Source organism: Geofilum rhodophaeum (assembly GCF_002210225.1).
GTDB classification, from domain to species: domain Bacteria; phylum Bacteroidota; class Bacteroidia; order Bacteroidales; family Marinilabiliaceae; genus Geofilum; species Geofilum rhodophaeum.
Genome location: NZ_MWUJ01000012.1, coordinates 1 through 25840 on the forward strand (window position 1 = coordinate 1; position 25840 = coordinate 25840).

Annotated in this window: 20 protein-coding genes; 10 read left to right on the forward strand and 10 right to left on the reverse strand. The window is 49.8% G+C overall.

Translation table 11 applies throughout. The annotated features are described in order from the left end of the window. Positions 1-309 precede the first annotated feature (309 nt). From B4W65_RS11380 to B4W65_RS11390, 3 genes are read left to right on the forward strand one after another with little or no spacing between them, the layout of a single operon-like run. Entirely contained in the window at positions 310-1044 is a 735-nt protein-coding gene (locus B4W65_RS11380; protein ID WP_240509561.1) for a polyprenol monophosphomannose synthase, read from the forward strand. Positions 1045-1048: 4 nt separating this feature from the next. Beyond that, complete coding sequence (locus B4W65_RS11385) at positions 1049-2389, forward strand: dihydroorotase (protein ID WP_088655291.1); 1341 nt, start codon at positions 1049-1051, stop codon at positions 2387-2389. Between the two features lie 11 nt (positions 2390-2400). Further along, positions 2401-2928, forward strand: a complete 528-nt coding sequence (locus B4W65_RS11390; RefSeq protein ID WP_088655292.1) for a hypothetical protein — start codon at positions 2401-2403, stop codon at positions 2926-2928. Here the strand turns inward: B4W65_RS11390 and B4W65_RS11395 are convergent. Beyond that, positions 2925-4172 (reverse strand): aspartate kinase, encoded by a 1248-nt coding sequence (locus tag B4W65_RS11395; RefSeq protein ID WP_088655293.1) that lies wholly within the window; start codon positions 4170-4172, stop codon positions 2925-2927. The genes B4W65_RS11390 and B4W65_RS11395 overlap by 4 nt on opposite strands. 100 nt (positions 4173-4272) lie before the next feature. Here B4W65_RS11395 and mfd point away from each other — a divergent pair, with 100 nt between their 5' ends. Then, positions 4273-7653 carry a transcription-repair coupling factor gene (mfd, locus tag B4W65_RS11400; RefSeq protein ID WP_088655294.1) on the forward strand — a complete coding sequence of 1127 codons (3381 nt, stop codon included), beginning with the start codon at positions 4273-4275 and terminating at the stop codon, positions 7651-7653. Here the strand turns inward: mfd and B4W65_RS11405 are convergent. Then, positions 7650-8705, reverse strand: a complete 1056-nt coding sequence (locus B4W65_RS11405) for a response regulator (protein ID WP_088655295.1) — start codon at positions 8703-8705, stop codon at positions 7650-7652. The two genes, mfd and B4W65_RS11405, sit on opposite strands and share 4 nt — an antisense overlap. A 109-nt stretch (positions 8706-8814) precedes the next feature. Between B4W65_RS11405 and B4W65_RS11410 the strand changes: the two genes are divergently transcribed. The 6 genes from B4W65_RS11410 to B4W65_RS11435 all read left to right on the forward strand — a co-directional run bounded on the left by B4W65_RS11410 (position 8815) and on the right by B4W65_RS11435 (position 16405). After that, the gene (locus B4W65_RS11410) at positions 8815-9534 is read left to right on the forward strand and encodes a type III pantothenate kinase (RefSeq protein WP_088655296.1); all 720 of its coding nucleotides are present in this window, start codon (positions 8815-8817) and stop codon (positions 9532-9534) included. Next, the gene (locus B4W65_RS17310) at positions 9527-10816 is read left to right on the forward strand and encodes a PorV/PorQ family protein (RefSeq protein WP_088655297.1); all 1290 of its coding nucleotides are present in this window, start codon (positions 9527-9529) and stop codon (positions 10814-10816) included. Before B4W65_RS11410 ends, B4W65_RS17310 begins: the two co-directional genes overlap by 8 nt. Positions 10817-10846: 30 nt before the next feature. After that, positions 10847-12202, forward strand: a complete 1356-nt coding sequence (locus B4W65_RS11420) for a tetratricopeptide repeat protein (protein ID WP_088655298.1) — start codon at positions 10847-10849, stop codon at positions 12200-12202. Then, complete coding sequence (gene lptC, locus B4W65_RS11425; RefSeq protein ID WP_240509562.1) at positions 12166-12822, forward strand: LPS export ABC transporter periplasmic protein LptC; 657 nt, start codon at positions 12166-12168, stop codon at positions 12820-12822. The genes B4W65_RS11420 and lptC overlap by 37 nt, the downstream gene beginning before the upstream one ends. Before the next feature lie 111 nt (positions 12823-12933). Then, the gene (locus B4W65_RS11430) at positions 12934-14193 is read left to right on the forward strand and encodes a hemolysin family protein (protein ID WP_088655300.1); all 1260 of its coding nucleotides are present in this window, start codon (positions 12934-12936) and stop codon (positions 14191-14193) included. A 118-nt stretch (positions 14194-14311) separates the two neighbouring features. Next, positions 14312-16405 (forward strand): SurA N-terminal domain-containing protein, encoded by a 2094-nt coding sequence (locus B4W65_RS11435; RefSeq protein WP_088655301.1) that lies wholly within the window; start codon positions 14312-14314, stop codon positions 16403-16405. A gap of 89 nt (positions 16406-16494) precedes the next feature. On the opposite strand, the gene B4W65_RS11440 is transcribed toward B4W65_RS11435, so the two are convergent. From B4W65_RS11440 to murD, 8 genes are all read right to left on the reverse strand, one after another. Next, entirely contained in the window at positions 16495-16941 is a 447-nt protein-coding gene (locus B4W65_RS11440) for a GatB/YqeY domain-containing protein (protein WP_088655302.1), read from the reverse strand. Between the two features lie 17 nt (positions 16942-16958). Beyond that, positions 16959-18440 carry a cell division protein FtsZ gene (gene ftsZ, locus B4W65_RS11445; protein WP_088655303.1) on the reverse strand — a complete coding sequence of 494 codons (1482 nt, stop codon included), beginning with the start codon at positions 18438-18440 and terminating at the stop codon, positions 16959-16961. Between the two features lie 43 nt (positions 18441-18483). Continuing rightward, complete coding sequence (ftsA, locus tag B4W65_RS11450) at positions 18484-19860, reverse strand: cell division protein FtsA (RefSeq protein WP_088655398.1); 1377 nt, start codon at positions 19858-19860, stop codon at positions 18484-18486. Between the two features lie 30 nt (positions 19861-19890). Beyond that, positions 19891-20628: a cell division protein FtsQ/DivIB gene (locus tag B4W65_RS11455; RefSeq protein ID WP_088655304.1), complete on the reverse strand. Its 738-nt coding sequence runs from the start codon at positions 20626-20628 to the stop codon at positions 19891-19893. A gap of 104 nt (positions 20629-20732) precedes the next feature. Continuing rightward, positions 20733-22130 (reverse strand): UDP-N-acetylmuramate--L-alanine ligase, encoded by a 1398-nt coding sequence (gene murC / locus B4W65_RS11460; RefSeq protein WP_088655305.1) that lies wholly within the window; start codon positions 22128-22130, stop codon positions 20733-20735. A gap of 7 nt (positions 22131-22137) precedes the next feature. Further along, positions 22138-23256, reverse strand: a complete 1119-nt coding sequence (gene murG, locus B4W65_RS11465; protein ID WP_088655306.1) for an undecaprenyldiphospho-muramoylpentapeptide beta-N-acetylglucosaminyltransferase — start codon at positions 23254-23256, stop codon at positions 22138-22140. A 57-nt stretch (positions 23257-23313) separates the two neighbouring features. Beyond that, positions 23314-24504, reverse strand: a complete 1191-nt coding sequence (locus B4W65_RS11470) for an FtsW/RodA/SpoVE family cell cycle protein (protein WP_088655307.1) — start codon at positions 24502-24504, stop codon at positions 23314-23316. Then, positions 24501-25838: a UDP-N-acetylmuramoyl-L-alanine--D-glutamate ligase gene (gene murD, locus B4W65_RS11475; protein ID WP_088655308.1), complete on the reverse strand. Its 1338-nt coding sequence runs from the start codon at positions 25836-25838 to the stop codon at positions 24501-24503. Before murD ends, B4W65_RS11470 begins: the two co-directional genes overlap by 4 nt. Positions 25839-25840: the final 2 nt, after the last annotated feature.

Consider the following 25840-nt stretch of genomic DNA (forward strand, 5'->3'; position numbering starts at 1 on the left):
CCTTTGCTTTTCAATCTTGTCTCTTGCTCCTGCCTGCCTCGTTCGGCAGTGCCACTTCCTTTTCGAAAGCGGATGCAAAGTAAGGTCAAATTTTATCCCCTTCCAAACGAATAAAGCAAGTAAATTTAAGCTCTAAAGCTAAAGCGCTTAAAAACAAGCCCAAGACTTTTCACTTTTAACACCCTTTCACAAAAGGGGAGAACAGTAAAGATACAAAACAGCCATTTAAAATACAAGAAAAAAGACTCGCTGTCTGCAATATTATTTTCGTTGTTGTATCTTCGCAACAAACCAATTAAATCACTTCAAGTGTCAAAAAGCGTAGTTCTGATCCCCACCTATAACGAGTGTGAGAATATTGAAGCCATCACCAGAGCTGTATTGAATCAGCCTGTTGCCAACCTGCACCTCCTGATCATCGACGACAACTCCCCGGACGGGACTGCAGCGCTGGTAAAAAAGATGCAAAAGGAGTTTCCACAACAGCTTCACTTACTCGAACGTGCCGGCAAACAAGGTTTGGGAACGGCCTACATTGCCGGATTCAAATGGGCCCTGGAAAAAGCTTACGACTACATCTTTGAAATGGATGCGGACTTTTCGCACCCCCCGGAAGATCTGGTGCGCCTGTATGAGGCCTGCACCCTGGAAGGGGCCGACCTGGCCATTGGCTCCCGTTACAAATCGGGGGTTAATGTGGTCAACTGGCCTATGGGTCGTGTATTGATGTCGTACTTTGCCTCTGTTTATGTGCGACTGGTAACACGCATGCCCGTTATGGATACCACAGCAGGCTTCAAGTGCTACCACCGCAGGGTGCTGGAGACCATCAATCTGGACAAGATTCGCTTCAAGGGCTATGCTTTCCAAATAGAAATGAAATTTACAGCCTGGAAATATGGCTTTCACCTGATTGAGGTGCCCATTATATTTACCGACCGCAAACAAGGCAGCTCCAAAATGAGCGGGGGCATCTTTAGCGAGGCGGTTCTGGGGGTATTAAAAATGAAGCTAAGCAGTTTTTTCAAATCTTATAAACGATAAAACAATGAGCAGTACACTGATAAAAAACGCCTTGATGGTCAACGAGGGCAAAAGTTTTAAGGGCAGTCTGCTTATAAAGGAGGGACTGATTGCCGAAATTTATCCCGAGGAGGCCGTTTTGCCGAACGAAGATACTGTTGTTGATGCGGAAGGCAAATGGTTGTTGCCGGGTGCCATCGACGATCAGGTGCACTTTCGGGAGCCGGGCCTTACCCACAAGGCCGACATCGCCAGTGAGTCCGCTGCAGCTGTAGCCGGTGGCATCACTTCTTTCATGGAGATGCCCAACACCAATCCGCAAAGCACCACCTTAGAAGCCCTGGAAGCCAAATATCTTTTAGGTGCTGAAAAATCCCTGGCCAACTACTCCTTTTACATGGGGGCCACCAACGACAACCTTCAGGAAGTCCTGAAGGTTAATCCGAAGGATGTTTGCGGCATTAAAGTCTTCATGGGTTCCTCCACCGGCAATATGCTGGTCGATAACAAGGAAACCCTGAAACTCTTGTTCAGCGAGATTCCCATGCTTATTGCCACCCATTGTGAAGACGAGGCGACCATCCGGCACAACATGTCCCTTTTCCGCGAAAAATATGGGGCACAAATGCCCTTCCGTTATCACCCCGACATCCGCAGCACCGAGGCCTGTTACCGGTCTTCGTCGGTAGCGGTAGACCTGGCTACCCGCTACAACAGTCGTTTGCACATCCTGCACCTAAGTACCGAAAAAGAGCTCTCGCTGTTGAATAATCGCCTGCCTCTGTCCGAAAAAAGAATTACGGGAGAAGTGTGTGTTCATCACCTGTGGTTCAGTCGCACCGATTACGACCGGTTGGGTACGCGCATCAAGTGGAATCCTGCGGTAAAGGAAGAGAGCGACCGGGATGCCCTGCGTGAGGGACTGAAGAACAATCTCTTGGATGTGGTGGCTACCGATCATGCACCACACATGCTGGAAGAAAAAAATCAGGCTTATTTTGAGGCTCCATCGGGTGGACCACTGGTGGAACATGCGCTACTGGCCATGCTGGCCTTGGTAGAGCAAGGTGTTTTTACCCTGGAAACGGTGGTGGAAAAAATGTGTCACGCACCGGCCACGCTGTTTCGCATCGATAAAAGAGGCTACCTTAGAACCGGCTACCATGCCGACCTGGTGCTGGTCGACCCCAAAGCTGCACAAACCATCTGCGATGAAGGGGTACGGTACAAATGCCGGTGGAGTCCCTTTAGCGGACAAAGCTTTGCGCACAGCGTGGAAAGCACCTGGGTCAACGGACAAAGAGTTTTTCATAAGGGCAATATAAACCCATCGGTGCGTGGGCAACGTCTGCACTTTAACAGCTAAACAACAAAAAAATGAGGACCTTTAAACCAGAAAGAATTCTCACAGGATTGGCGGGACTGCTGTTGTTGGGATTGGGGGCTTGTGAGCAAGTGCAGGAACCCAGTGGGGCAGCCCTTCCAACTCATTTGCCCAATGGCGCTGTTTTACTGAGCGACACCCTGGTGTACAGTGTCGATTTGGTACCTGCCGACAGTCTGGACACCTGGTCGGCCTGGCGCCTGCGTCATGTGGCGCCGCGGCCTATGGCGGACTTCCTGCTCAATGAAGTTTATGACGGGAGCTTGCAGGCCTACGACTATTTCAGCGACCAGCCCCTAAGCATCGACGAAGTGCGTCGGCGCGAGCAGGCCGACGATTATCACCGTAATTTGGTGGAGGAGTTTCAGTTTGAAGAAACCTGGTACTATCTGCCCGGGGAGCAACGCTTCCACAAGGAAGTCCACGCCCTGGTGTTGGCCTACAGTCTCTACGCCAGTGACGGCAGTCTCCGTGGCCGTAAACCAGTACTTCGGATAAGGCTCAACACCAACAACGACTAGCGCAACACAAAACGGGCTACTTTGCGGGTAATTTGAGAATCAATTACCTCCCGCCCACGGGTCATAGCATCAATGGCGCCAGGTGTGTATTGTCTTATGGTCAGGAGCTGCACCCCTTCATTGTAGCGCACTACAAAATTGCTTTTCAAAGCATCAAGCAGCGCCTCAGTGGCGCCGTTGCTGTCGAAACAGGCACTGAAGTTCAATGCCGAATTCTGCATCAGGTTCATTTTTATACGAAAACGGGAAAAGTAAGCAATCAACTCCAGCAACTTATCTTCCATAATAAAGGAAAAATCACGGGGAGAGGCAGTCAAAAACACCTGCTTATCTTTAAGTATATATATGGGCTGCCCAGCATCCCCTTCCCGGCCATCTGCAATCACGGTTCCGGGATTATCCGGAGCAATAAAGGACTTCACATACAAGGGAATACCCTTATTCTGAAGGGGCTTTAATGTTTTGGGATGAATGACCTGAGCCCCGTAAAAGGCCAGTTCTATGGCCTCATTGTACGAAAGTTCATCCAGCTTAACGGCATCCGGGTACCAACGTGGATCGGCATTAAGCACGCCCGGAACATCCTTCCAGATGGACACAGACGCCGCGCCCATGGTGTGGGCAATAATGGCTGCCGTGTAATCGGACCCTTCACGCCCCAACGTGGTAGTCAGGTTGCTGCGGGTTCCCCCCAAAAATCCCTGGGTAAGCCATAAACGGCCCTTCGCTTCATCAAAAGTATCCTGCATCCTGCTTTGGGTAAGCTCCCAGTCGACATTGGCATCGCGGTACAAGTCGTCGGTTTTCAACACCGTTTTTACATCTACCCATTGATGCTCCAGCGCTTCCTTCTGCCAGTAATCGCTGATGATGCTGGTAGAAAACAGCTCCCCAAAGGACACCACTTGGTCGTACTCAAAATCGTAATGCAGCGAAGGCGCTTGCCGCAAACGCTGCGACAACAGCTCCTGAAGTCGGTTAAATCCTTCACTCTCATTTTCCCCACCCAGCAAATCGGCTATGATGCCCTGGTGAAAATCGACAATCTGAGCAAACTTTTCCCAAAGCTGCTCCTGCTTCCCATCAAAATAGAAGCGTGTAAGTTCCTCAAAAGCATTGGTCATTTTACCCATGGCCGAAACCACCACAACCAAGGGTTGCACGGTTGAGCGAACAATCGAAGTAATGTTGCTTACGCCATCGGCATTCTGTACCGAAGCGCCACCGAATTTATATACCTGCATGCGCCTTTTGTCTTTTGATCCTGTTCTATTATAAAGTTGACTGGGTCAAAATAAAAGTAAATACTTTCAAAAACCTTACTTTTGTGCAAAAATTTAGCGCATGAGTTCCGTTCCTACGCCAGCAGAGCGATATCTGCAACACCCCCAGGTCGAAACACTCCAACATTGGTTGCAAAACGCCGGGCAGCCGCTGCTGCTCAAGGGACTCACCGGCTCGTCCACAGCCCTGGTGGCTGCTGCCCTCAGGGACCAACGCCCACAGTTGTTGGTACTGAGCGACAAGGAAGCTGCGGCCTATTTGTACCACGACCTGGTGCAGTTGCATGGCGAGGGAAGTGTCTTTTTCTTACCCTCTACCTACAAACGCTCGCCCGAATTTGGGCAACCCGACAGCAGTCAACTCATCCTGCGCACCGAAGCCCTGCAGCAACTGCGACGGGCAAAGGCGGGACAGTTTTGCGTCAGCTACACCGAGGCCTTGCTCGAGAAAGTGCCGGGCAGTCGGGTCATTGAGCAACAAACCCTCACCCTGCAACGTGGCGAGCAAATCGATTTGTTCTTTATCGTAGACTTTTTGAAGGAGCTGGGGTTCAAAAAGTCCGACTTCGTTTACGAGCCCGGCTACTATTCGGTGCGCGGCTCCATATTAGATGTTTACAACTATTCGTACGAAGAACCCTTCCGCATCGATTTCTTTGGCGACGAGGTCGAAAGCATCCGCTCCTTCGACATAGAAACCCAGCTGTCGCAAAACAGCTTTGATGAAATCACCCTTATTCCGGAATTGGGAGCCGACGAAGAGGGCAAGGACTTTACCTCCCTGGCCCAGGCTTTAAGTCCCGAGGTGTTGGTGTGGATAGACACCCCAGACCTGATTCGTGACCGCATGAATCAGATCATGGAGAAAGTGCAAGAAAAACAAGCCCATATTGCACGAGACGAAAGTCGCGACCAAAAAATACCAGCCCCCACCCAACTGGTCGACGGCGACCAGTTGTTCCACGACCTCAGCGCACGTCCCCTGCTCCTGTTGAACCATGCAGGCAGTTTTCAGTCCGTCCAAACCCTGCGCTTTAAAACACAAACCCAGCCCCTCTTCCACAAAAATTTTGATCTGGTAGAGGAAAACATCCGTGAAAATCAGGATGCCGGGTACCAGGTCTTTATTCTTTCCGACAATCCGCGCCAGCACGAACGACTGCGCGCCATTTTCAAAGACCGGGGCGCCAAAATTCACTACGAAGAACTGGGCCATGCCCTGCATGAGGGCTTTACCGACCACGACCTGAAGCTCTGTTGCTACACCGACCATCAGCTTTTCGACCGCTTTCATAAATACACCTTACGTACAGACAAGAGTCGCACCGCCCGCCAAAGCATTTCTATGAAGGAGCTGACGCGACTGAATCCGGGCGATTACGTGGTACACATCGACCATGGTATCGGGCGTTTTGGGGGACTCGTAACCATGGAGGAGAACGGGGTCCGCCAGGAAGCCATCCAGCTTGTTTACCGCGACAACGACGTACTGCTGGTCAACATCCATTCGCTGCACCGCATCAGCAAATACAAAGGTTCGGAGGGTGAGCCACCCAAAGTACACAAACTGGGCCACGCCGCCTGGTCCAAAATGAAAGAAAAGACCAAGAAAAAGGTCAAAGACATTGCCCGCGAGCTCATTGCCCTTTATGCCCGGCGCAAGGCCGAACCAGGCTATGCCTTTTCGGGCGACTCGTACCTGCAAACCGAACTGGAAGCGTCTTTTATATACGAGGATACGCCCGATCAGCAAAAAGCTACACAGGCGGTAAAAATCGATATGGAAGAAAGCACCCCAATGGACCGCCTGGTTTGTGGGGATGTGGGCTTTGGAAAAACAGAAATAGCCATCCGCGCCGCCTTTAAGGCTGTCACCGACAACAAGCAGGTGGCGGTTTTGGTGCCCACCACCATTCTGGCCTTTCAACACTTCCACACCTTTCGCGAACGCCTGTCCGATTTCCCGGTACGCATTGAATACGTCAGCCGCCTGCGTAAGCCCGCTGAAATTCGCCAGGTTCTTAAAGACACCAGCGAAGGCAAGGTCGACATTCTCATTGGCACCCACCGCCTGATTGGAAAGGATGTGCAGTTTAAAGACCTGGGACTGCTCATCGTTGATGAAGAGCAACGCTTTGGCGTTGCTGTAAAGGAAAAACTGAAAAGACTGAAAATCAACGTCGACACCCTCACCCTAACCGCCACCCCCATCCCGCGTACCTTGCAGTTTTCGCTCATGGGTGCCCGCGACTTAAGTATTCTAAACACCCCTCCGGCCAACCGTCATCCCATCTTTACCGAACTGCATGGTTTCAACGAAGACATCATCAAAGAAGCCATCCTATACGAAGTGGAGCGCAACGGTCAGGTATTCTTCATCAACAACCGCGTTCAAAACATTCAGGAAATTCAGGACCTGATTAAGCGAATACTTCCCGACATCAAAACCGTAGTGGCACACGGACAAATGGACGGCACCACGCTCGAGAAAATCATGCTCGATTTTATTGATGGCACCTACGACGTGCTCATAGCCACCACCATTATCGAATCGGGACTGGACATTCCCAACGCCAACACCATCATCATCAACAACGCCCATCAATTTGGCCTGAGTGAGCTGCACCAGCTGCGCGGACGGGTGGGCCGTTCCAATAAAAAAGCCTTCTGCTACCTGTTGGCACCCCCCGTGAGCACCCTCACCAACGATGCCCGTCGGCGCCTGACCATCCTCGAAGAGTTCTCCGACCTGGGCAGTGGTTTTCAGATAGCCATGCAGGATCTCGACATACGTGGGGCCGGGAACCTGCTGGGTGGCGAGCAAAGCGGCTTCATCAGCGACATTGGCTACGAAACCTACCAACGGATATTGGAAGAAGCCTTGTTGGAACTGCGTGAGACCGAATTCCCCGACCTGGAAGTGCGTCCCCAACAGGCCGCCAAACTGCCTGAAGATCTGCGCTTCGTAAGCGACTGCCTGATTGACACCGACTTGGATGTACGCTTCCCGGAAACCTACATCTCCAACACAGCCGAGCGCATGGAACTCTACCGCGAACTCGACAACATAAAAGAAAAAGATGAACTGGAGACTTTTGAAAAGAATCTGATCGATCGTTTCGGGCCCCTGCCCGAAAAAGCAGAGCAATTGCTGGCCCTGGTGAGCATCCGGATCACAGCGCTTACGCTGGGTATCGAAAAAATCAGCTACAAAAGAAATCATGTTCGCCTGTCCTTTGTCTCCAATCAGGAATCCCCCTTCTACCGCTCGTCGGTATTTCAGAACATCCTACAGTGGCTGCAGCGCAATCACAAATTGGCGCGTATGGAAGAAAGACAAGACAAACTCTGGTTGTTGGTACCCAAGGTTACTCAGGTAACTCAGCTGGAGACGCTTTTGCAACAATTAAAAACCCCCATCGGAGAAACAACAGCAGGCTAGGACAACAAGCGCAAAAGGATTTCCCGATTGCCCAAAAAGTTGCGCCCTATGGCCGAGGCTTCACAAGGAAAAGTCTTCCGGGCAACCAACAGCTCCACCTGAGTAGTTCCCCCTTCTTCTCCTTCAATTAACTTTTGAATGGGTGCAAAGTCCGCCAGCCAAGCGGAAAGCTGCCCCCCCACGGCAATTTGTGGTAAAACCGTTTTAAAACCCGGACTTTGTCCCACAATTTGACCCTCATGATTCACCACCATTATCCCCTCCGACTCACCAAAAATGGCCGAGCGGAAAAGATTGCACGAACGTACGGCCACCCGCTCGGCAGTAATGTCGTTTAACACCAATTGCAAGGCCTGCTTCCCGTTAAAGCTGATCCAACTGGCACTTATGGCTACATCCAATGGTTTTCCATGCAAGCCACACACCTGTATACCCAAACGTTGGGGCAACTTTCCTGAAAGGACCTCCTGATTTAAATAGGTCGCAAATGCGTCCTGGAAATCCTTTCCAACAAAATCCTGGAAAGGCAGGCCAATCATGTCCTCAATATAATGCGTATGAAACAACTTCAGTGCCTCTATATTTAAGTATTGGATTCTTCCCTTTTCCAAAATCACCAAAGGCACCGGTGCATCCGATAAAAACTTACGAAAACGTTCCTCTCTGCGCTTCTGATCCATCACAGCTTTGTGCTTGTAATAAGCCAGATCAATGGTTATGGCCAATTCCTTTTTCTGAACCGGCTTTACCAGATAACCATAAGAATTACTCACAATGGCCCTTTCAACCACCACGGAGCTGGTATCGCTCGAGACAAAAATCACGGGGATCTCCAGATTACGTTGAATTTTCTCTGCTGTTTGAATACCATCCATCTCTCCATCCAGGTGGATGTCCATCAACACCACGTCCGGACGCTCCACCGCACAAAGCTCCAAGGCCTCTGTCCCCGATCCACAGCGCCCAGTCAACTCATACCCCATATCCTTAATAAACAGCGCAAAAATCGCTGAAAGAAACTTATCGTCCTCAACTATCAAAATTCTGCGCATATGGCCAGATACTTAGTAACAATTTGAAATAAAGAAGACTCAAGTGCGGATATTAAAACACTTAAGACTAATTTTGCCGGCATAAAATGCTCAACCGTGTTCAAAAATAATGATTAAGATAGTAATAGACCAAGGCAACAGCGCTATTAAATACGGCATTTTTGACAAAGACAAGTTAATTTTAGCCGAGACGGCAGATGGGCCTGACCAAAACCGGTTGAGGAAAGTGATCAGCGACTACCAACCGGAAGCTGCCATCATTTCTTCGGTAACGGAACCCCTTGATCTCTCCAGCTTGCCAGCGTTTTCAGGTCGCCTTATTGTACTGGACAACAACACCCCCCTTCCTTTTTCAATTGGATACAAAACCCCTGAAACCCTTGGCAGAGACCGCATCGCAGCAGTGTCAGGTGCTCAAGCGCTGTTTCCGGGAACATCCCTCTTGATAATAGATGCCGGAACCGCCCTTACTTATGAGGTGCTGTTAAATGGCCAACACTACTATGGTGGAAATATATCTCCAGGATTAAGCATGCGCTTTAAAGCACTTAACAGCTTCACCAGCAAGCTGCCACTGGTCGACAAACAAGAAAACTGTCCACTTGCGGGACAAAGCACACAGGAAGCCATAGCTTCAGGCGTTATAAATGGAATGGTTTTTGAAATGGAAGGCTACCGCGCCGCCTGTCTGGATAAATGGGGTATCGACAAAACAATAATAACCGGCGGAGACTCAGATTTTTTTGCCAGAAAACTAAAAAACCCCATCTTTGTAAATCAAAATTTAGTACTGGTAGGACTAAACCGAATATTGGAATACAATGTGTAAAACGCTAAAGCTGCTGCTTTCTGGACTGATGATAGTTATACCGGTCAGCCTTCTTCAATCACAAAACCGCACCTCTTCCCCTTTTTCACGCTACGGCATGGGTGAAATCAACCCCCAAGGCTTCAGCCGGAATCAAGCCATGGGAGGAACAGGAATTGGCCTGCGATCGGCCGGTTACCTCAACAACATGAATCCGGCCTCCTACTCGGCACTGGATTCTATGTCCTTTTTCTTTGAAACCGGATTGCAATCACTCACCCAAAACATATCAGAAAACGGAGCCAGTCAGTCTTTCTCAGAAATGAATTTCGATTATTTTGCCCTGGGATTTGCCGTAGGCCCCAAAATGGGCATATCTTTAGGATTCAGACCGGCAGCTCAGGCTGGCTATGACTTCCAATCTCTGCAAGAAGCCAATAACGACCCCCACCTTCTGCAAATCAAAGGCGAGGGGAACTTCACCGACCTCTATGCCAGTGTTGCCTACAGCATCAGTCCATCTCTGTCGGCCGGAGTCAATGCCTCCTACTGGTTTGGCGACATCAAACACACCTCATTTCAGGATTTCACCAGTGATCCCAATGCCTACATTTATGGCAGTCGCATCAAGCACCATATTGGCAGCCTACTCTTTGACCTCGGTTTGCAATACACCACCGCCCTCGACGAAAACCGCAGCCTTACACTTGGCTTGGTTTTTCGACCACAAACACCGGTTAGCGGACGAAGCAGTCACCTGGTGGCCCGTGGTACAGGTTACGATCTTCAGGGTGGCCTCTTTACCAGCAACGACACCCTTTCCTATGATTCCGAAAGCTGGAGCAGCAAAAATTTTGAGATGCCCCTAAGGTTTGGGTTTGGAGCATCCTACACCATCCAGGACAAACTTAGCCTGGCCGCCGATTATGTAAGCGAACGCTGGGCCGACACCCAATTTCCGGACGTCAACACGCAAACCGCCAACACCAATCATATTGCTTTAGGTGCGGAATACATCCCCAACGAAAGAACCGGCAACCGTTATTATCAGCGTATACGCTACAGAGCCGGTTTACATTACACACAAGACTATATTAAAATCAACAACAACCAGCTAAGAGACTTTGGCATGGCTTTTGGGCTGGGTTTACCACTAGGAAGGAGCAACACCTCCATTAACCTGGGTTTTGAATACGGAAACATAGGAACCGGACAAAGCAACGAAATGAAAGAAACCTACAGTAAGTTTACCCTGGGGTTTACACTGCATGAATACTGGTTCTTTAAACGAAAATTTGATTAAGCAATACATTAACAATCAAAAACTAGAGACATGAAAGCCATAAAACTAATCGTACTGGGGTGGTTGATGACCATGACTTACGCGGCCGCACAAACGGGACTGGAGTCGAACACCAAATATGGAGTCGGCGAAGACAGCATACGTTGTGTAAAGAATCTTTCTCTTTATTCCGAAGATTTTAGAAACAAAAACTTCGAAGCAGCTTTCCCCGCCTGGGAAATTGTTTTCAGAGAATGCCCTGCAGCTACCGTCAATATCTATCTGGATGGAGCTAAGATGCTCAGCGACAAAATTGAAGCCAACAAAGACGCTGCAAAATTTGAGGAGCTCTATGCTTACCTCATGAAAGTTTACGACCAGCGCATGGAGTATTTTGGCGATCACCCGCGCTACCCAACCCCTGCGATTAAAGGGAGTAAGGCACTGGACATGCTCAAATACAAGCGCGACGACGCCGCTGTAGTGGAAGAAGCCTACGGCCTACTTAAGGACGCTGTTTCACAACTTAAGAAGTCGGCCCAACCAGCGTTCCTGGCCACATATATGAGCACAGCTGTCAGCATGTATGGTGCAGGCAAAATTGATGCAGCTACCCTGGTTAACACCTATACCGAGGTAAGCGATTATACCGACCAGGTATTGAAAGACAAAAACCGCGCGAAGTATCATCCGGTATATGAGCAGGTTAAAAGCGGTGTAGAGAGCCTGTTTGCCAACAGCGGGGCAGCAACTTGCGAGGTGATCATAAGTATTTATGAGCCCCAGTTGGAAGACAACAAATTTGACCTGGCCTGGCTGAAGCGTGTAAGTCAACTGTTGGCACGTGGTCTTTGCGAAGATGCCGAATTGCTGTACAAGGTTTCGGAGTATCAGCACAATATTGAGCCTTCCGGTTCGTCAGCTTTTGGCCTGGCCAGAATGTACCTTAAAGCAGGGGATGTAGATCGGGCACTTGAGTTTTTCAACCAAGCAGTTGATCTTACCGAGGACAGCCAACAAAAAGGCGAGTACCTGCACCAGATGGCCCTGATTCATCTGTCTCAGAACCGTTATTCACAAGCTCGTGTGCATGCCTTAAGGGCTATTGAAGCACGTCCCGACTGGGGCGTTCCTTACCTAACCATCGGTAAGGCTTACGCCCTGTCAGCCAACAGCATTGGTGAAAAAGAACTGGAGAAGAAGTCGGCCTACTGGGCAGCAGTGGACAAATTCATGAAGGCCAAATCGGTGGACAGCAGTGTCGCTGATGAAGCCAACAGTCAAATTGCCACATTTTCGGCCCACTTTCCTGCAACCGACGAGATCTTTTTCGAGGGTTTAGAAGTTGGTGCTACCTACACCGTAGGAGGATGGATCAACGAAAAAACGACCATACGCAGTCGCTAAACATGTCTTCTGACCAGAAAAACATACTACATCAGTTAAGCACCGTGGCAGGCAGCATTTTGCTGCTTGCCACCGTGCTTTTTTTTCCCTCCTGTGCCCCAAATAAGCCTGAAGAAATTAAGGAGCTTACCAATAGGGAGGAACTTCCCAGGATCACTTACAGGGATTTACACAGCACCATTACCGATTCCGGAAAGATTCGCTACCGCTTTACTACTCCGCTCATGCAACAGTTCGACCAACGGGAAGAGGCAGCCATTGAATTTCCGCAGGGACTACATCTTTATGTTTACAACAACCTCGAAGAAATCGACGCCCAGATTAAATGCAAACAGGCGACCTATCATCAAACAAAGGATTTATGGGAGTTGCGAAAGGACGTTGAAGCCATCAACCTGGACGGTGAAGTAATCAATACCGAGCTGATGTATTGGGACATGTCCGCCAAAACTTTGTACTCTGACCAATTTATAAAAATCAGCACCGAAACCGAAATCATCACGGGAACCGGTTTTGAGTCAGACGAACGAATGGAGAATTATAAAATAAAAAACATCAGCGGTATTCTTCAAGTGGAGGAACCACCCGCCTCGACGGCTTCAGAACCTGTGGAGCCATAAATTGCCCAAGGCTTATCGCCATTGGAGAATTATTTATTACCTTTAGCGAAGCAAGTCTGGTTCAGGACCAAAGGACAAGACCACAGCTTACAGTGATCAGAAAAACACAAAATGGACACCCTTTCAGTTCTTGTAATCACCCTTCTGTTCTCCGCCGTTTTCTCCGGAAGCGAAATGGCATTTTTGTCCACCAGTAAACTAATGATTGAGCTCAACCGGAAGAAACACCCCTCCCTGAGCAAAATCACCGACCGTTTCCACCGAAATCCCGGACTGTTTATATCTACCATACTTATTGGCAACAACATTGCGCTGGTCATTTATGGTATGTTTATGGCCAATCTGCTTGAACCTTATCTGGGCCGCTTCATTGATTCTGAATTTGGCATTCTTTTTATTCAAACACTGGCGGGAACATTACTGATTCTGATCAGTGCGGAATTTCTTCCAAAAATCATCTTTCGACTTAACCCTGCCGCCTCCCTCAACTTCATGGCCGTCCCATTATGGATCATCTACACCCTCTTTTACCCCCTTTCAAAACTGACCTTGTTCGTCTCCAATCTGTTGATAAACAAAATCATAAAGACCCCCAGCCATCCCCAACGTGAAAATATTGTAATTGGCCGAATAGACCTGGACCACCTCATAATGGAACAGGAAAAAGGCAAGGACGACGAAGAAGTTCCGGAGGAGATGAAGTTTTTTAAAAACGCACTGGATTTCTCCACCGTAAAAGTCCGGGAATGCTCCGTTCCGCGAACCGAACTCGAAGCTGTCGATATCGACGAAGAATTGGAGGTGCTGCGCGAGCGTTTTACGGAAACCGGCTTTTCCAAGATTCTGATTTACCGCGAAAGTATCGACAATATCGTGGGCTATGTACACGTTTCCGCTCTTTTCCGAAACCCTAAAAAACTGCGTAACATAATCAGCCCCATTTCCATTGTACCCGAATCGATGCAAGCCAGCAAACTGCTGGAGACTTTTACCAAAGAGCACAAAAGCATTGTATTGGTAGTGGATGAATTCGGTGGCACCTCGGGGATTGTAACCCTGGAAGACATACTGGAAGAGATTTTCGGTGAAATTGACGACGAACACGACACCTCTGATCTGACTGAAATCCAAATCAGCGAAAACAGCTACAGCTTTTCGGGCCGTTTTGAAATTGATTACCTGAACGAAAAATACAACCTTAACCTGCCCGTTTCCGATGAATATGAAACCCTGGCTGGCCTTATACTCTATCACAACGAGGCCATCCCGGAAAAAGGGCAAGAGATTATAATTGATCCTTTCACACTCAAAATTCTCGACGCCTCTAAATCAAAAATAGAACTGGTACAAATAACTCTGCCTTCGGTTTAAAACGCCCGCATCCCCCCCTAAATAAAGCAATCAAAATGATCGGCAACAAGGTGGTAAAACATTTTTTTGTATATTCGTACCCTGTTTCAAAACGCTAAAAATTAAATCTGTATTTCGAATGGCAACTTTAGAAAAAATACGAAGTAAAGGAGGAGTTCTTGTGGCCATCTTCGTTGGCTTCGCGCTTTTTGCTTTCATCATGATGGACTTCATGAGTTCCGGTGGATCTATGTTTTCGGGCAACCAAATGGAGGTAGCCAACATCAACGGGACTTCGGTAAGCATCCAGGAATTTCAGAACAAGGTTTCTGACATGGAGGAGTTCAACAAAATGAATCAGGGCGGAAACACCTTATCGGAAGAAGACGTCTACCGCCTCCGCGAGCAAACCTGGAATCAAATGGTCAATCAAATTTTGCTGAATGAGCAATATCAGGAACTGGGCATCACCGTGAGTTCTGAAGAAGTGATGGACATGGTATCTGGTCGCAACATTCACCCCGCCATTCGACAGCATCCACTTTTTGCCAACCAGCAAACCGGTGTTTTCGACCAAAACCAGGTACTTAACTTCTTACAGATTAAGAATCAAGACCCCAGCGCCAACTTCTATTGGATGATGATGGAGGAGCAGCTGATTAATGAGCGGCTTTACACCAAATACGCCGCTCTCCTTCGTAACGGCATGTACATTCCGGCCATTTGGAAGGATAGTGAACTGGCAAGTCGCTCCAAACAAGCCGATATCGACTTTGTAGTAGCCCGCTATACTGCCATTCCCGACAGCAGCATAAGCATTGCCAGCAACGACATTAAGGAATACTACAACAGCCACAAAGAGGAATTCAAACAAGAGGCTGCCAGAGACATCGAATACATCACCTTCCCCATTGAGGCCACGGAAGAAGACCGTCAAGCCACGCTCGACTGGGTAAGTGAACGTATGGCTGAGTTTTCTCGTCCGGAAACCGATCCGGTTCAGTACGTCAACCTTAATTCAGATGAGCCTTTCAGTGCCAGGAACCACAGATCTGCCGAGTTTTCATCAAGCATTGAGGACTTTGTGCGCACAGCACAAGTCGGAGAAGTTTATGGCCCCTATCTCGAAAACGAAAGTTACAAAGCCGTTCGCCTGGTAGCCATTAATAATTTGCCCGACTCGGTTAGAGCACGTCACATTCTTTTGCGTGAGGCAACTCCTGAAGCAACACATCAATTGGCCGACAGTTTATTGAATCTGGCACGCAATGGCAGCAACTTTGCTGAATTGGCGCGCAGTCACTCTCAGGATCAGGGTTCGGCCATCAACGGGGGCGACCTGGGATGGTTTACCGAAGGAGTTATGGTACAACCCTTTAACGATGCTGTATTTAATGGAAATACAGGCGACATTGTAAAAGTGGAAAGCCAGTTTGGTGTACACATCGTGCACATTCAGCAACAAGGTGCTGCCAGTCCCAAATACCAAATTGCGACCCTGGCCCGGGAAATCTCCTACAGCTCTAAAACCTATCAGGATGTATACAGCAAAGCCAATCGCTTCGCTGCCGAAAACAACAGTGCAGAGCAATTCAGCACAGCCGCAGAACAAGAGGGCCTGGCCAAGCGCTTTGGCCGCTCCATTGGCGCCAACGACCGCGGAGTAAGCGGACTGGAATCGTCAAGAGAACTGGTTCGCTGGACCTATGAAGCAGAACAGGGTGACCTGTCTCCCGTTTATGAGTTCGGCGATCGCTTTGTAATTGCTCATTTGACAGAGGTGCGTGAAGAAGGCATCCGTGCCTTAGAGGAAGTCAGCACTCAAATTGAGCGTCAACTTATGGCCGACAAAAAAGCTGACCAATTGCTGGCCCAAATGCAGGAGAAACTGGAAGCAGGTGCAGACTTAGAAGCGCTTGCTGCAGCATTCAACAGCAGCGTTCAGCATGCCGACAACATTGGCTTTGCCGCCTTCCAGGTTCCCGGAGCCGGTGTAGAACCCGCCTTAGCGGCTGCAGCGGCAACTGTTCCAGCTGGCCAGATCTCTCCAGCTTTTAAAGGAAACAACGGCGTTTACGTGCTTAAAGTAACGCAAGTTGAAGACATCACAGTTAATGCGGACAACATCACCAATGAGCTGGACCAAAACCTTGGTATGAAGGTAGACTATCAATTGCTTCAGACCATTCGTGAGAATGCAGAAATCACCGATAACAGAGCCAACTTCTATTAACGGAAACAAGCTTAAAATACAAAAGGCCGGTTGCGATGCGCAACCGGCCTTTTGTATTTTAAGAAACAGCCTGCTGTTTAAGTATAGATCTATACCAACAGCTTACGAACCAAAGACGATATGGCCTTACCATCCGCCTTTCCGGAAAAACGGCGGCTGGCTTCGCCCATAACCTTCCCCATATCGGCCATGCTCTGGGCCCCCAGTTCGCTGATTAATGCTTTAAGACCTGTTTCCAGCTCCTCGGACGACATTTGCGCCGGGAGGTAGGCTGCTATAATTTCTGCTTCCTTCAACTCATTATCGGCCAGTTCAACCCGGCCCTGACTTACAAAAATATCGGCCGCATCCTTCCGTTGCTTCACCATTTTCTGCAGCAACTTCAATTCCGCTTCGGCATCCATAGCTCCGCCGGCATCCTTGGCCGTACGCGCCTCCAGAAACTCCTTTTTAACCGCCCTGAGCGCGTTTAAACGCAGCGCATCACGCGCTTTCATGGCTTGCTTTATATCTTCACTTACCTGATCAAATAACATAAGAACTCGTATTAAAATTAGTCCACATTATCGTGTAAAAATCGATTATTGTTGCCAAGCTTGGCTCTGCCTCTCCCGTCGTCGTCAAGACTAAAACGAGAAACCCGGGGGCCAGATCCACTTTCGCTCTCCTGCTCCTGGTCAACGGGCCTGCGCTTATAAGCCGGTTCCCGCTCCAATTGCTCCAGTCGGCTGTCGTCCAACAATTCGTCCGGATCGGCCAACACCCTCGATCCATCGGGGCGACGGATAAAAACACGTGGTTCATGACTACCAGTTTCCGTATCGCCACTACTCACCACCGGAGCTTCCTCCTTATCGCTGCCATACAACAACTCAATTTTCCGCTGTTTCTCCTCATCTTCCTGCTTAAAGGTAACCACACGCGGCGCTTCTTCAGTAAAATCTATTTCCTCCTCAAAAGTATCGCCAACCTGGGCTTCGGCTTCATACAGGTTGCCCTCGGCATCCATTTCCAAACGGGTTACCTTTTTCCCGGGCTGCCGTGGTTCAGGCTCCACCATATTGCTGTAAGCAAAACCAGTCGCAATAATGGTCACCACCACCTCATCATCGAGGGTTTCGTCATTCCCCGTGCCCCAGATAATTGAGGCCGAATGCCCCACCACGTCTTGAACATAGTCGGTAATCTTACCTACTTCATCCATCGTGATCTCGTCCTTGCCCGAAGTGATGTTCAATAGAATATTGCCTGCACCTGAAATGTTGTTGTTGTTGAGTAAGGGCGACTCCAATGCAGCCTGAATGGCATCTATGGCGCGGAATTCTCCCACCCCGCTGCCCGAACCCATAATGGCCACACCACTGTCCTTCATCACCGTTTCCACATCGGCAAAGTCAACATTGATATATCCATGAACCGTAATGATTTCGGCAATACCTTTAGCGGCGGTTGTCAACACATTATCGGCCTTGGCAAAGGCATTACTCAGCTTAAGGTCGCCATACATATCGCGCAACTTCTCATTGTTGATGATCAACAAGGAGTCTACGTTCTTCTCCAACTCTGAAATTCCGTCTATGGCTTGATTGATGCGCACCTTTCCCTCAAATTTAAAGGGGATGGTGACAATACCCACCGTAAGAATGCCCATTTCTTTGGCCGTTTTGGCAATAATCGGAGCGGCACCGGTACCGGTGCCCCCGCCCATACCGGCAGTAATGAACACCATCTTGGTGTTGTCCTGCAACACCCGGCTTAACTCTTCGGTACTCTCAATAGCCGCCTGGCGTCCCCGGTCGGGCTTGTTTCCGGCCCCCCGCCCCTCGGTTAGGGTCTGCCCCAATTGCACCTTTAAGGGAATGGGACTGTTGGCCAGCGCTTGGGCATCGGTGTTGCAAATTACAAAACTAACATCCCGAATGCCCTGACTGTACATAAAGTTAACTGCATTGCTGCCGCCTCCGCCAACACCAATCACCTTAATGATGGACGTATTCTTTCCGGGTATTTCAAAATTTATCAAATCGTCGTTCATACTGTTTCTCTTTATACCGCCATCCGTAATAAACACAGACCGACTACATTTCTACATCATCGTCGTCGAACATGCCCGCGAAAGTGTTTCCAATCTTATTCTTAAGATTGCCAAACAAATCGCCCGGTACCACCTCTCTGTTTAGGCGACTTTTCTTTGCTTTGGGCTTAGTCACTTTTCTGGGTGCGGTTTCGGCCGTCGTCTCCAGCGGAGCCTCCAGCTTCTCCTCCTCAAACAAGGATTGCTGACGCCCTCCCCTGGGCGAAGCGTACAAGGCAGAGGCCGTCAACAGACCAACAGCAGTTGCATAGGGTTCACCCGCCTGCTCTTCCTGCAAAAAAGCCTTTTCCTGAAAAAGAAGTGGTTGTCCCATGCGCACATCCAATCCGGTTTTCAAGCGGATGAGTTGAGGCAGGTGCTTCAGTAATGCCCCTCCTCCGGTTAAAACAATGCCCGCACCCAATCGATCGTAATAGCCCGAACGCTCAATATGCCGGGCCACATACTCCACAATCTCTTCCATACGGGCCTGAATTATGCAGGAGAGACTGCGCAAGGAAATCTCTCTGGGCTCCCAACCCGGCATACCGGGTATGGCAATAACCATATCTTCACGGGCCAGACTGCTCATGGCTGAACCGAAACGTACCTTCAGCGACTCGGCCTGCTTAAACAAGACTGAACAACCTTCCTTGATGTCGCCTGTCACTACGTTCCCCCCGAAGGGAATGGCTGCCGTATGTCGAAGAATGCCGTCGTAAAACAGGGCCATATCGGTGGTTCCGCCACCGATATCTACCAAAACCACCCCGGCCTCCTTCTCCTCATCAGTCAGCACGCCTTCGGCAGAAGCCAGCGACTCCAAAACCACGCCATTCATCTTTAAGCCAGCCCTTTGAATACACTTTTCAATATTACTCAGCGCGGTTTCCTTTCCGGTTACCACGTGAAAATAACCATCTAAACGCTGACCCGACATGCCTACAGGATTCTTCTCGGTGTGTTCCTTATCTACTGAATATTCCTGCGGAATAACATGGATGATCTTTTCCCCCGGCTCCAACGACAAACGATGACTGTCGCGCAAAAGCTGATCCAAATCAAAAGTGCTGATCTCACTTTCCTTATTGATGAAGCGATAACACGAATTGGTAAAACTCCGCATGGAGTAGCCCGCCATCCCGGCAAACACCTCGCTTATCTTCACATCGAGTCGCTCTTCTAAGGCCCCAACTGCCTGCTTAATGGCCGTAACGGTTTCTTCAATATTCAGGATGACTCCCCGCTTCACGCCTGTCGAAACGGCCTTCTCCACGCCCAACACTTCCATTCGTCCATCACTGTGCTTCTGACCTGCGGCTGCCACTACCTTGGTGGTACCAATGTCCACCGTTGCAATTATTTTTCGTTCCTGGTTCATACCATTCCGGGTTAAATACATTCTATTTGCTTACCATTCGCGCCTGCGCGAACACAAAATCTGATTCTTATACTTGAGGTTAATGGTTTTATATTCATTCCATTCCCGGGGATTAAGTCCCTCGGCATACAACAAACGCAAATTACGGAGCTTAAGTGCCAGATCAATCGGTTGTCCCAACAAAATAAGGTGGTCGCCCACCCGGGGGACCAAAACAAAATCATTGTTGCGCCGCACATAAATTTGCTCCATCTGTGCCTTCAAAAAATCGTCGGCCTCCACCATGCGCGCAAGCTGCAGAACCGGCTCCAGATCTTTGCTAAGCGCCCCACTGGCCACCAGCACCCGGGCCGAAAAATGATCCGAAACGGGAATGTGCCGCCCTTCGGCATCGAGATAGAAGGTCCCCTCCGGAGCAAAAACACGCAAAATGGGAGCATGCTGAGTGACCTCTACATGCAACACGCCCGAAGCACTGTTGAAAACTTCTACCGATCTAATGGCACTATGTTGAGCAACATGCGCTTCCAAATCCTCAAAATTAAGAGAGGTCAGTGGTGCACCCAAAAGATCGGGAAAAGATTTCAACAAGCCAAGTCGAACATTATCCGCCTTAACAAAGCGCGCTTCCAGGCTGTCACGCACCGCCACCCGCACCTCAGAACAAACCAAGCTGCGCCGACTGGAAGCAACAAAGGCCAAGATCACCGGAAAATAGCCCAGCAACAAAACCCACTTCAACAGTCCCAAAAACTTACGCATCTTCATTTCCTCCAAAATCCAATTAACCGCCTAAATATAATATTTTTAAAAACCGCGTCTCCACACAGCATCCAATTATTTATCAACAACTTCCGGCCTTCTTTGAACAGCTACCTCAGGCTGACCAAATGAGCAAGATGAGCTGCGATCCGAGGCACAAGCCGATCAATGTCGCCTGCCCCCATCGTCAAAACCACCGTAGGCTGCGCTCCGGGCTGAAGGACTTCGGGCAAATCCTCCGGTCCTACATAGCCAACCGGCACTTCAGCAATATGTTCACCAATGGTGCGCGCAGTAATTCCCGGCAAAGGCAACTCCCTGGCCGGATAAATATCCATCAACAAAACCTCATCGAGCAAGGACAGACTCTGCGCAAAGTCCTCAGCGAAATCACGGGTGCGCGTATACAAATGGGGCTGAAAAACACCACACAATCTAAATCCAGGGTACAAGGCCCGCACACTGGTCAGTGTGGCCCGGATCTCCTCAGGGTGATGGGCATAATCGTCGATATACACCAGATGGGGAGCGTTCACGTGTAAATCAAAACGCCGGGCAATGCCCTTAAAACCAGGTAATGATGCCCGTATTTCATCCACCTCAACACCGGCATTCAAGGCCAAAGCCACTGCTCCAATGGCATTCTCCACATTCAACCTGCCGGGGATCCCCATTTTTAAATCAGTAATAAGTCCCTGCGGCGTATGCAAACTGAAGCGATACAGCCCATCCTCCAACACCAGCTCACCAGCATAATAATCGGCATCCGAATCAGCCAAGGCATAGCTAAGCACCTCCACATCAGCCATCAATCCTTCCTGCGGTGGCAGACCCTTTTTCATCACCAACACACCACCCGATTTAACCCGTCGGGCAAAGGCCCCAAAAGCATTCTCCACCTCCTGGTGCGAACCATAAATATCTAAATGATCGGCATCCATGGCTGAAATCAGTGCAAGGGTGGGACTCAGCCACAAAAAGGAGCGGTCAAACTCATCGGCCTCCAACACCACAAAGGGCGATTGCTCGTCCCACAAAAAATTATTGCGGTAATTCTTCGAAATGCCTCCCAAAAAGGCCGTACATCCCACTTTGCCCTGGCGAAACAGATGGGCTGTAAGTGTAGAAATGGTCGTTTTACCATGGGTTCCGGCAATACAAACCGCCTCCTTGCGAGCACTCAGCATACCCAGTACCTGGGCGCGCTTCAGCACCTCAAATCCCTGTTCTCTGAACCACACCAGCTGCTCCTGCTCCTTTTCAACAGCAGGGGTATAAATGACCAGGGTGTGCCGGGGGTCTCTGAAAACCGGCTCTATACAAGCAGGAGACGAATCAAAAAACACCGAAATGCCCTCAGCCTGCAAAGCTTCTGTGACCCCCGAAGGCGTGCGATCGTAGCCTGCAACCGGCTTTCCATCCCTATGAAAATAACGGGCCAGGGCACTCATGCCAATGCCGCCAATTCCCACCAGCCATACCTGTTTAACTTCCTCCACCTGCATCATTTCAGTTTTATTTCTGTTTACCCGCTATCAAATTCAAAACCTCCAGCGCGATATCGTCCGCCGCACGGGGACGGGCAAATGCTGAAATGGCCTTCGAAAGCTTTAACAAACGCTCCTTATCATTAAGTAAAACAAGACTCTCCTGAACCAAGGCTTCCTTTGTCTGGGCATCCTTCACCATTACAGCTGCTCCACGCTCAACCAGGGCCATGGCATTCTTGGTCTGATGATCTTCCGCCACATTGGGCGAAGGCACCAAAACAACCGCCTTGCCCAAAGCCGACAACTCACTGATGGTCCCTGCACCTGCACGGGACACCACCACATCGGCCAAGGCATAAGCCTTGGCCATATCACCAATAAAGGGCTGCATCACCATCTGCTCAGTAAGCTCCCCCTTAAGTTCCTCCGCCAGGGCTTCGTAATAAAGCTTTCCGGTTTGCCACAGCACTTGCACGCCACTCTCCTTCAACAGCGCTAAACCCGCCACAATTCCCTCATTAATGCTGCGGGCACCCAGACTGCCCCCCACCACCAACAAGGTGGGCCTATCGGGATCCAGACCGAAGGCAGCTGCTGCAGCCTTCCGGTCCTGCTCCTGCAACAAAGCCTCCCGCAGGGGATTGCCGGTAAAAACCAACCGAGTCGACGGAAAAAAGCGCTCCATTTGTGGATAAGCCACACAAACCAACGCCGCCTTGCGTGCCAAAATACGGTTGGTTACACCCGGGTAGGAATTCTGTTCCTGCAGCACCGTGGGAATGCCACGCGCCGCTGCTGCACGTAAAACAGGCCCGCTGGCATAGCCCCCCACCCCTATGGCCACCTGAGGCTTAAAGGATCTCACCAGTCGTCGTGCCTTCAGCATACTGGCAGCCAGCTTAAAGAAAAAAGTCACATTCTTCCAGCTCAGACTGCGTTGAAAACCAGCCACCGGCAAACCCACAATGGAATAACCGGCCGCGGGAACCCGCTCCATTTCCATCCGCCCCAAAGCCCCAACAAACAACAACTCACAATCGGGCCGCTGTCGACGCAAAGCATCGGCAATGGCAATAGCCGGAAAGATATGTCCCCCGGTACCTCCACCACTAATAATGATGCGCAATCCCTCCTTATTTTCCATGCCTTATTTGTCTCTAATAATTTACACTAAACCTCGCTCAACCAACAAGCAGTCGGGCTAACTCCCTTCCTGCACTTCCGTTTTTACCCCTTGGGCAGCACGTTCCTGAGCGGCCTGCAGCATATTTTGCCGACTCACGCCCAGAATAATACCAAAGGCCAGACAGGTAAACAAAACCGAAGTAGTTCCCAGGCTCACCAAAGGCAAGGGTTGTCCCGTTACCGGAAAAATTCCAACAGCCACCCCCATATTGATAAAAGCCTGCGACACCAACATCAAACCCAGTCCCAGCACCAAAAAGGCCGGGAAGGTCCTTTTGCTGGCATAAACAATAACCCCCACCCGATAAAACAGCATCAGGTAGCAAAACAGAATGAGCGAAGCCCCGGCCAAACCATACTCCTCAGCAATAATGGCATAAATAAAATCGCTGTAAGGATGCGGAATAAAATTCCTTTGCACACTGTTGCCAGGCCCTTTACCAAAAAAGCCACTCGAAGCAATGGCTATTTTACTCTGATCAACCTGGTAAGAAGAAGCATCATCGGCCTCCTCCGGATGAAAATACTGTTCCACACGAGCCGCCCAGGTCTGCGCCCTGGGCAGAAAAGTCACCTGCGAAGCCAACAAAAGCAACAAAGCCACCCCCACTACAGCCAAAGCACCCGTACCAAACAAATACTTCAAAGGAACCCGCCCCACAAACATCATGGCCATACTCACCATCACCAGCAGTGCCGCAGTAGAAAGATTTTCCCTAAAAATCAGTCCCGCCACCATCAACACATAAATCATCGCCGGTTTAAAAGCCCCACGAGCGGGCTCATCTTCCTTCTGGTGCTGAGCCAGCACCTTAGCCACATAAACAATCAAGGCCAGCTTAGCCAACTCCGAAGGCTGAAAAGTAATGCCAATACCGGGGATGGTCAGCCAACGCGAAGCCATGTTCAAATTAACCCCCGAGACCAAAGTGATGAGCAACAGCACAATGGCCCCGTAAAGCGCCATCAGACTAAAGCGAGCAATCCACTTGTAGTGGATGCGGTGCACCACAATCATGATTAAGATTCCAAAACTCAGCGAGAACAATTGCTTAAACATATAGTAAGACGTATTGCCCCCCTGGTGCTTGTAGGCCAAAAAACCCGTTGCACTGTAAACCGAAAGCAGAGAAGCCACCGACAACAGGACAATGATGAACCAAATAACCTTGTCCCCACCCACATATTTTCTCAGCAAAGTGCTCATTCCATCCATTTTTTTACCATCGCCTTAAACAGCTCACCCCGATGCTCGTAATTCCTAAATAAATCAAAACTGGCACAGGCCGGGGACAGCAACACCGCATCGCCACTGCTGGCAAATTTGCGCGCTGCAGACAAGGCCCCCTCCATGCTGTGGGTACTGAGCACACGAGGCACCACACCCTCAAAAGCCTTTTCAAGCTTACGATTGTCCACCCCCATACAAACCAGGGTATGGACTTTTGTAGCCACCAGTTCATTCAACTCAGCATAATCATTGCCCTTATCCGTTCCACCGGCTATCCAAACCACCGGCCGCTTCATACTCTCCAACGCATACCAAACCGAATTTACATTAGTCGCCTTAGAGTCGTTGATGTAAACCACCCCATCCACTTCGCCACAATCCTCCAGTCGGTGCGCCACCCCCTTAAAAGAAGTCAGTCCCCCCACCACCTGAGCCACCGGCACCCCTACCTCCAGAGCGGCCAAAGCCACCGCCATCGCATTGTACAAATTGTGCTTGCCTGTTAGCGGCAGCTGCGACAAAGGCAAACGCAAAACAAGCCCTTTATTTTCCACCACCAGCTCATCTCCCTCCACCCGACCTGGCGTCGTGTTACCCAAAGCAAAAGGAAGAGAGCGGGCAGCCGTTAAAAACTTTTCATTCGCAGCACGCAGCACCACGTCGTCGCTGCACCAAAGGTAGGCATCCTCCCCCGTCTGATTTTGCAGAATACGGTATTTGGCCGCCACATAGTCCTCAAAGCAATGGTTGTAGCGGTCCAGATGATCGGGTGTAATGTTGGTAACGACTGCGGTATTAACCCGAAAACGGTACATCCGGTCGAGCTGAAAACTGCTTAATTCGGTAACAAAAACAGCCGGATCACGCTGCAACAGGGTGCGACAGGGACTCACCCCCACATTTCCAGCCAATACCGCATCTACTCCGGCGGACTGCAAAACATGCTGCAACCAAAGCGTCGTGGTGGTTTTTCCGTTACTTCCGGTAATGCCCACAACATGTGCCCTGCTGTAGCGCCCTGCCAGTTCAATATCTGAAATAACGGGAATACCGGCCGCATCCAAATCTCTGATCAAAGGCAGTGCATCAGGGATTCCGGGACTCTTAATCACCTCATCAGCCGCCATAATGCGGGCCCTGCTGTGCCCCCCTGCTTCATAAGGAATCCCGGCCTGCTCCAGCTCCGCCAGAAAATAAGCAGAAGGCAGCGCCTGATCCGACACAAAAACCGGGATGGACTTTGACCGCAACAACAAAGCTGCAGCAACGCCACTCTCTCCGGCACCTAAAACCACCACCTCTTTTTGCATAC

Excerpts from the sequence above, each read along its gene's own strand:
- B4W65_RS11385 (WP_088655291.1), top strand. The coding sequence starts at position 1,049 with ATGAGCAGTACACTGATAAAAAACGCCTTGATGGTCAACGAGGGCAAA.
- B4W65_RS11390 (WP_088655292.1), top strand. The coding sequence starts at position 2,401 with ATGAGGACCTTTAAACCAGAAAGAATTCTCACAGGATTGGCGGGACTG.
- B4W65_RS11395 (WP_088655293.1), bottom strand. The coding sequence starts at position 4,172 with ATGCAGGTATATAAATTCGGTGGCGCTTCGGTACAGAATGCCGATGGC.
- mfd (WP_088655294.1), top strand. The coding sequence starts at position 4,273 with ATGAGTTCCGTTCCTACGCCAGCAGAGCGATATCTGCAACACCCCCAG.
- B4W65_RS11405 (WP_088655295.1), bottom strand. The coding sequence starts at position 8,705 with ATGCGCAGAATTTTGATAGTTGAGGACGATAAGTTTCTTTCAGCGATT.
- B4W65_RS11410 (WP_088655296.1), top strand. The coding sequence starts at position 8,815 with ATGATTAAGATAGTAATAGACCAAGGCAACAGCGCTATTAAATACGGC.
- B4W65_RS17310 (WP_088655297.1), top strand. The coding sequence starts at position 9,527 with ATGTGTAAAACGCTAAAGCTGCTGCTTTCTGGACTGATGATAGTTATA.
- B4W65_RS11420 (WP_088655298.1), top strand. The coding sequence starts at position 10,847 with ATGAAAGCCATAAAACTAATCGTACTGGGGTGGTTGATGACCATGACT.
- lptC (WP_240509562.1), top strand. The coding sequence starts at position 12,166 with ATGGATCAACGAAAAAACGACCATACGCAGTCGCTAAACATGTCTTCT.
- B4W65_RS11430 (WP_088655300.1), top strand. The coding sequence starts at position 12,934 with ATGGACACCCTTTCAGTTCTTGTAATCACCCTTCTGTTCTCCGCCGTT.
- B4W65_RS11435 (WP_088655301.1), top strand. The coding sequence starts at position 14,312 with ATGGCAACTTTAGAAAAAATACGAAGTAAAGGAGGAGTTCTTGTGGCC.
- B4W65_RS11440 (WP_088655302.1), bottom strand. The coding sequence starts at position 16,941 with ATGTTATTTGATCAGGTAAGTGAAGATATAAAGCAAGCCATGAAAGCG.
- ftsZ (WP_088655303.1), bottom strand. The coding sequence starts at position 18,440 with ATGAACGACGATTTGATAAATTTTGAAATACCCGGAAAGAATACGTCC.
- ftsA (WP_088655398.1), bottom strand. The coding sequence starts at position 19,860 with ATGAACCAGGAACGAAAAATAATTGCAACGGTGGACATTGGTACCACC.
- B4W65_RS11455 (WP_088655304.1), bottom strand. The coding sequence starts at position 20,628 with ATGAAGATGCGTAAGTTTTTGGGACTGTTGAAGTGGGTTTTGTTGCTG.
- murC (WP_088655305.1), bottom strand. The coding sequence starts at position 22,130 with ATGATGCAGGTGGAGGAAGTTAAACAGGTATGGCTGGTGGGAATTGGC.
- murG (WP_088655306.1), bottom strand. The coding sequence starts at position 23,256 with ATGGAAAATAAGGAGGGATTGCGCATCATTATTAGTGGTGGAGGTACC.
- B4W65_RS11470 (WP_088655307.1), bottom strand. The coding sequence starts at position 24,504 with ATGAGCACTTTGCTGAGAAAATATGTGGGTGGGGACAAGGTTATTTGG.
- murD (WP_088655308.1), bottom strand. The coding sequence starts at position 25,838 with ATGCAAAAAGAGGTGGTGGTTTTAGGTGCCGGAGAGAGTGGCGTTGCT.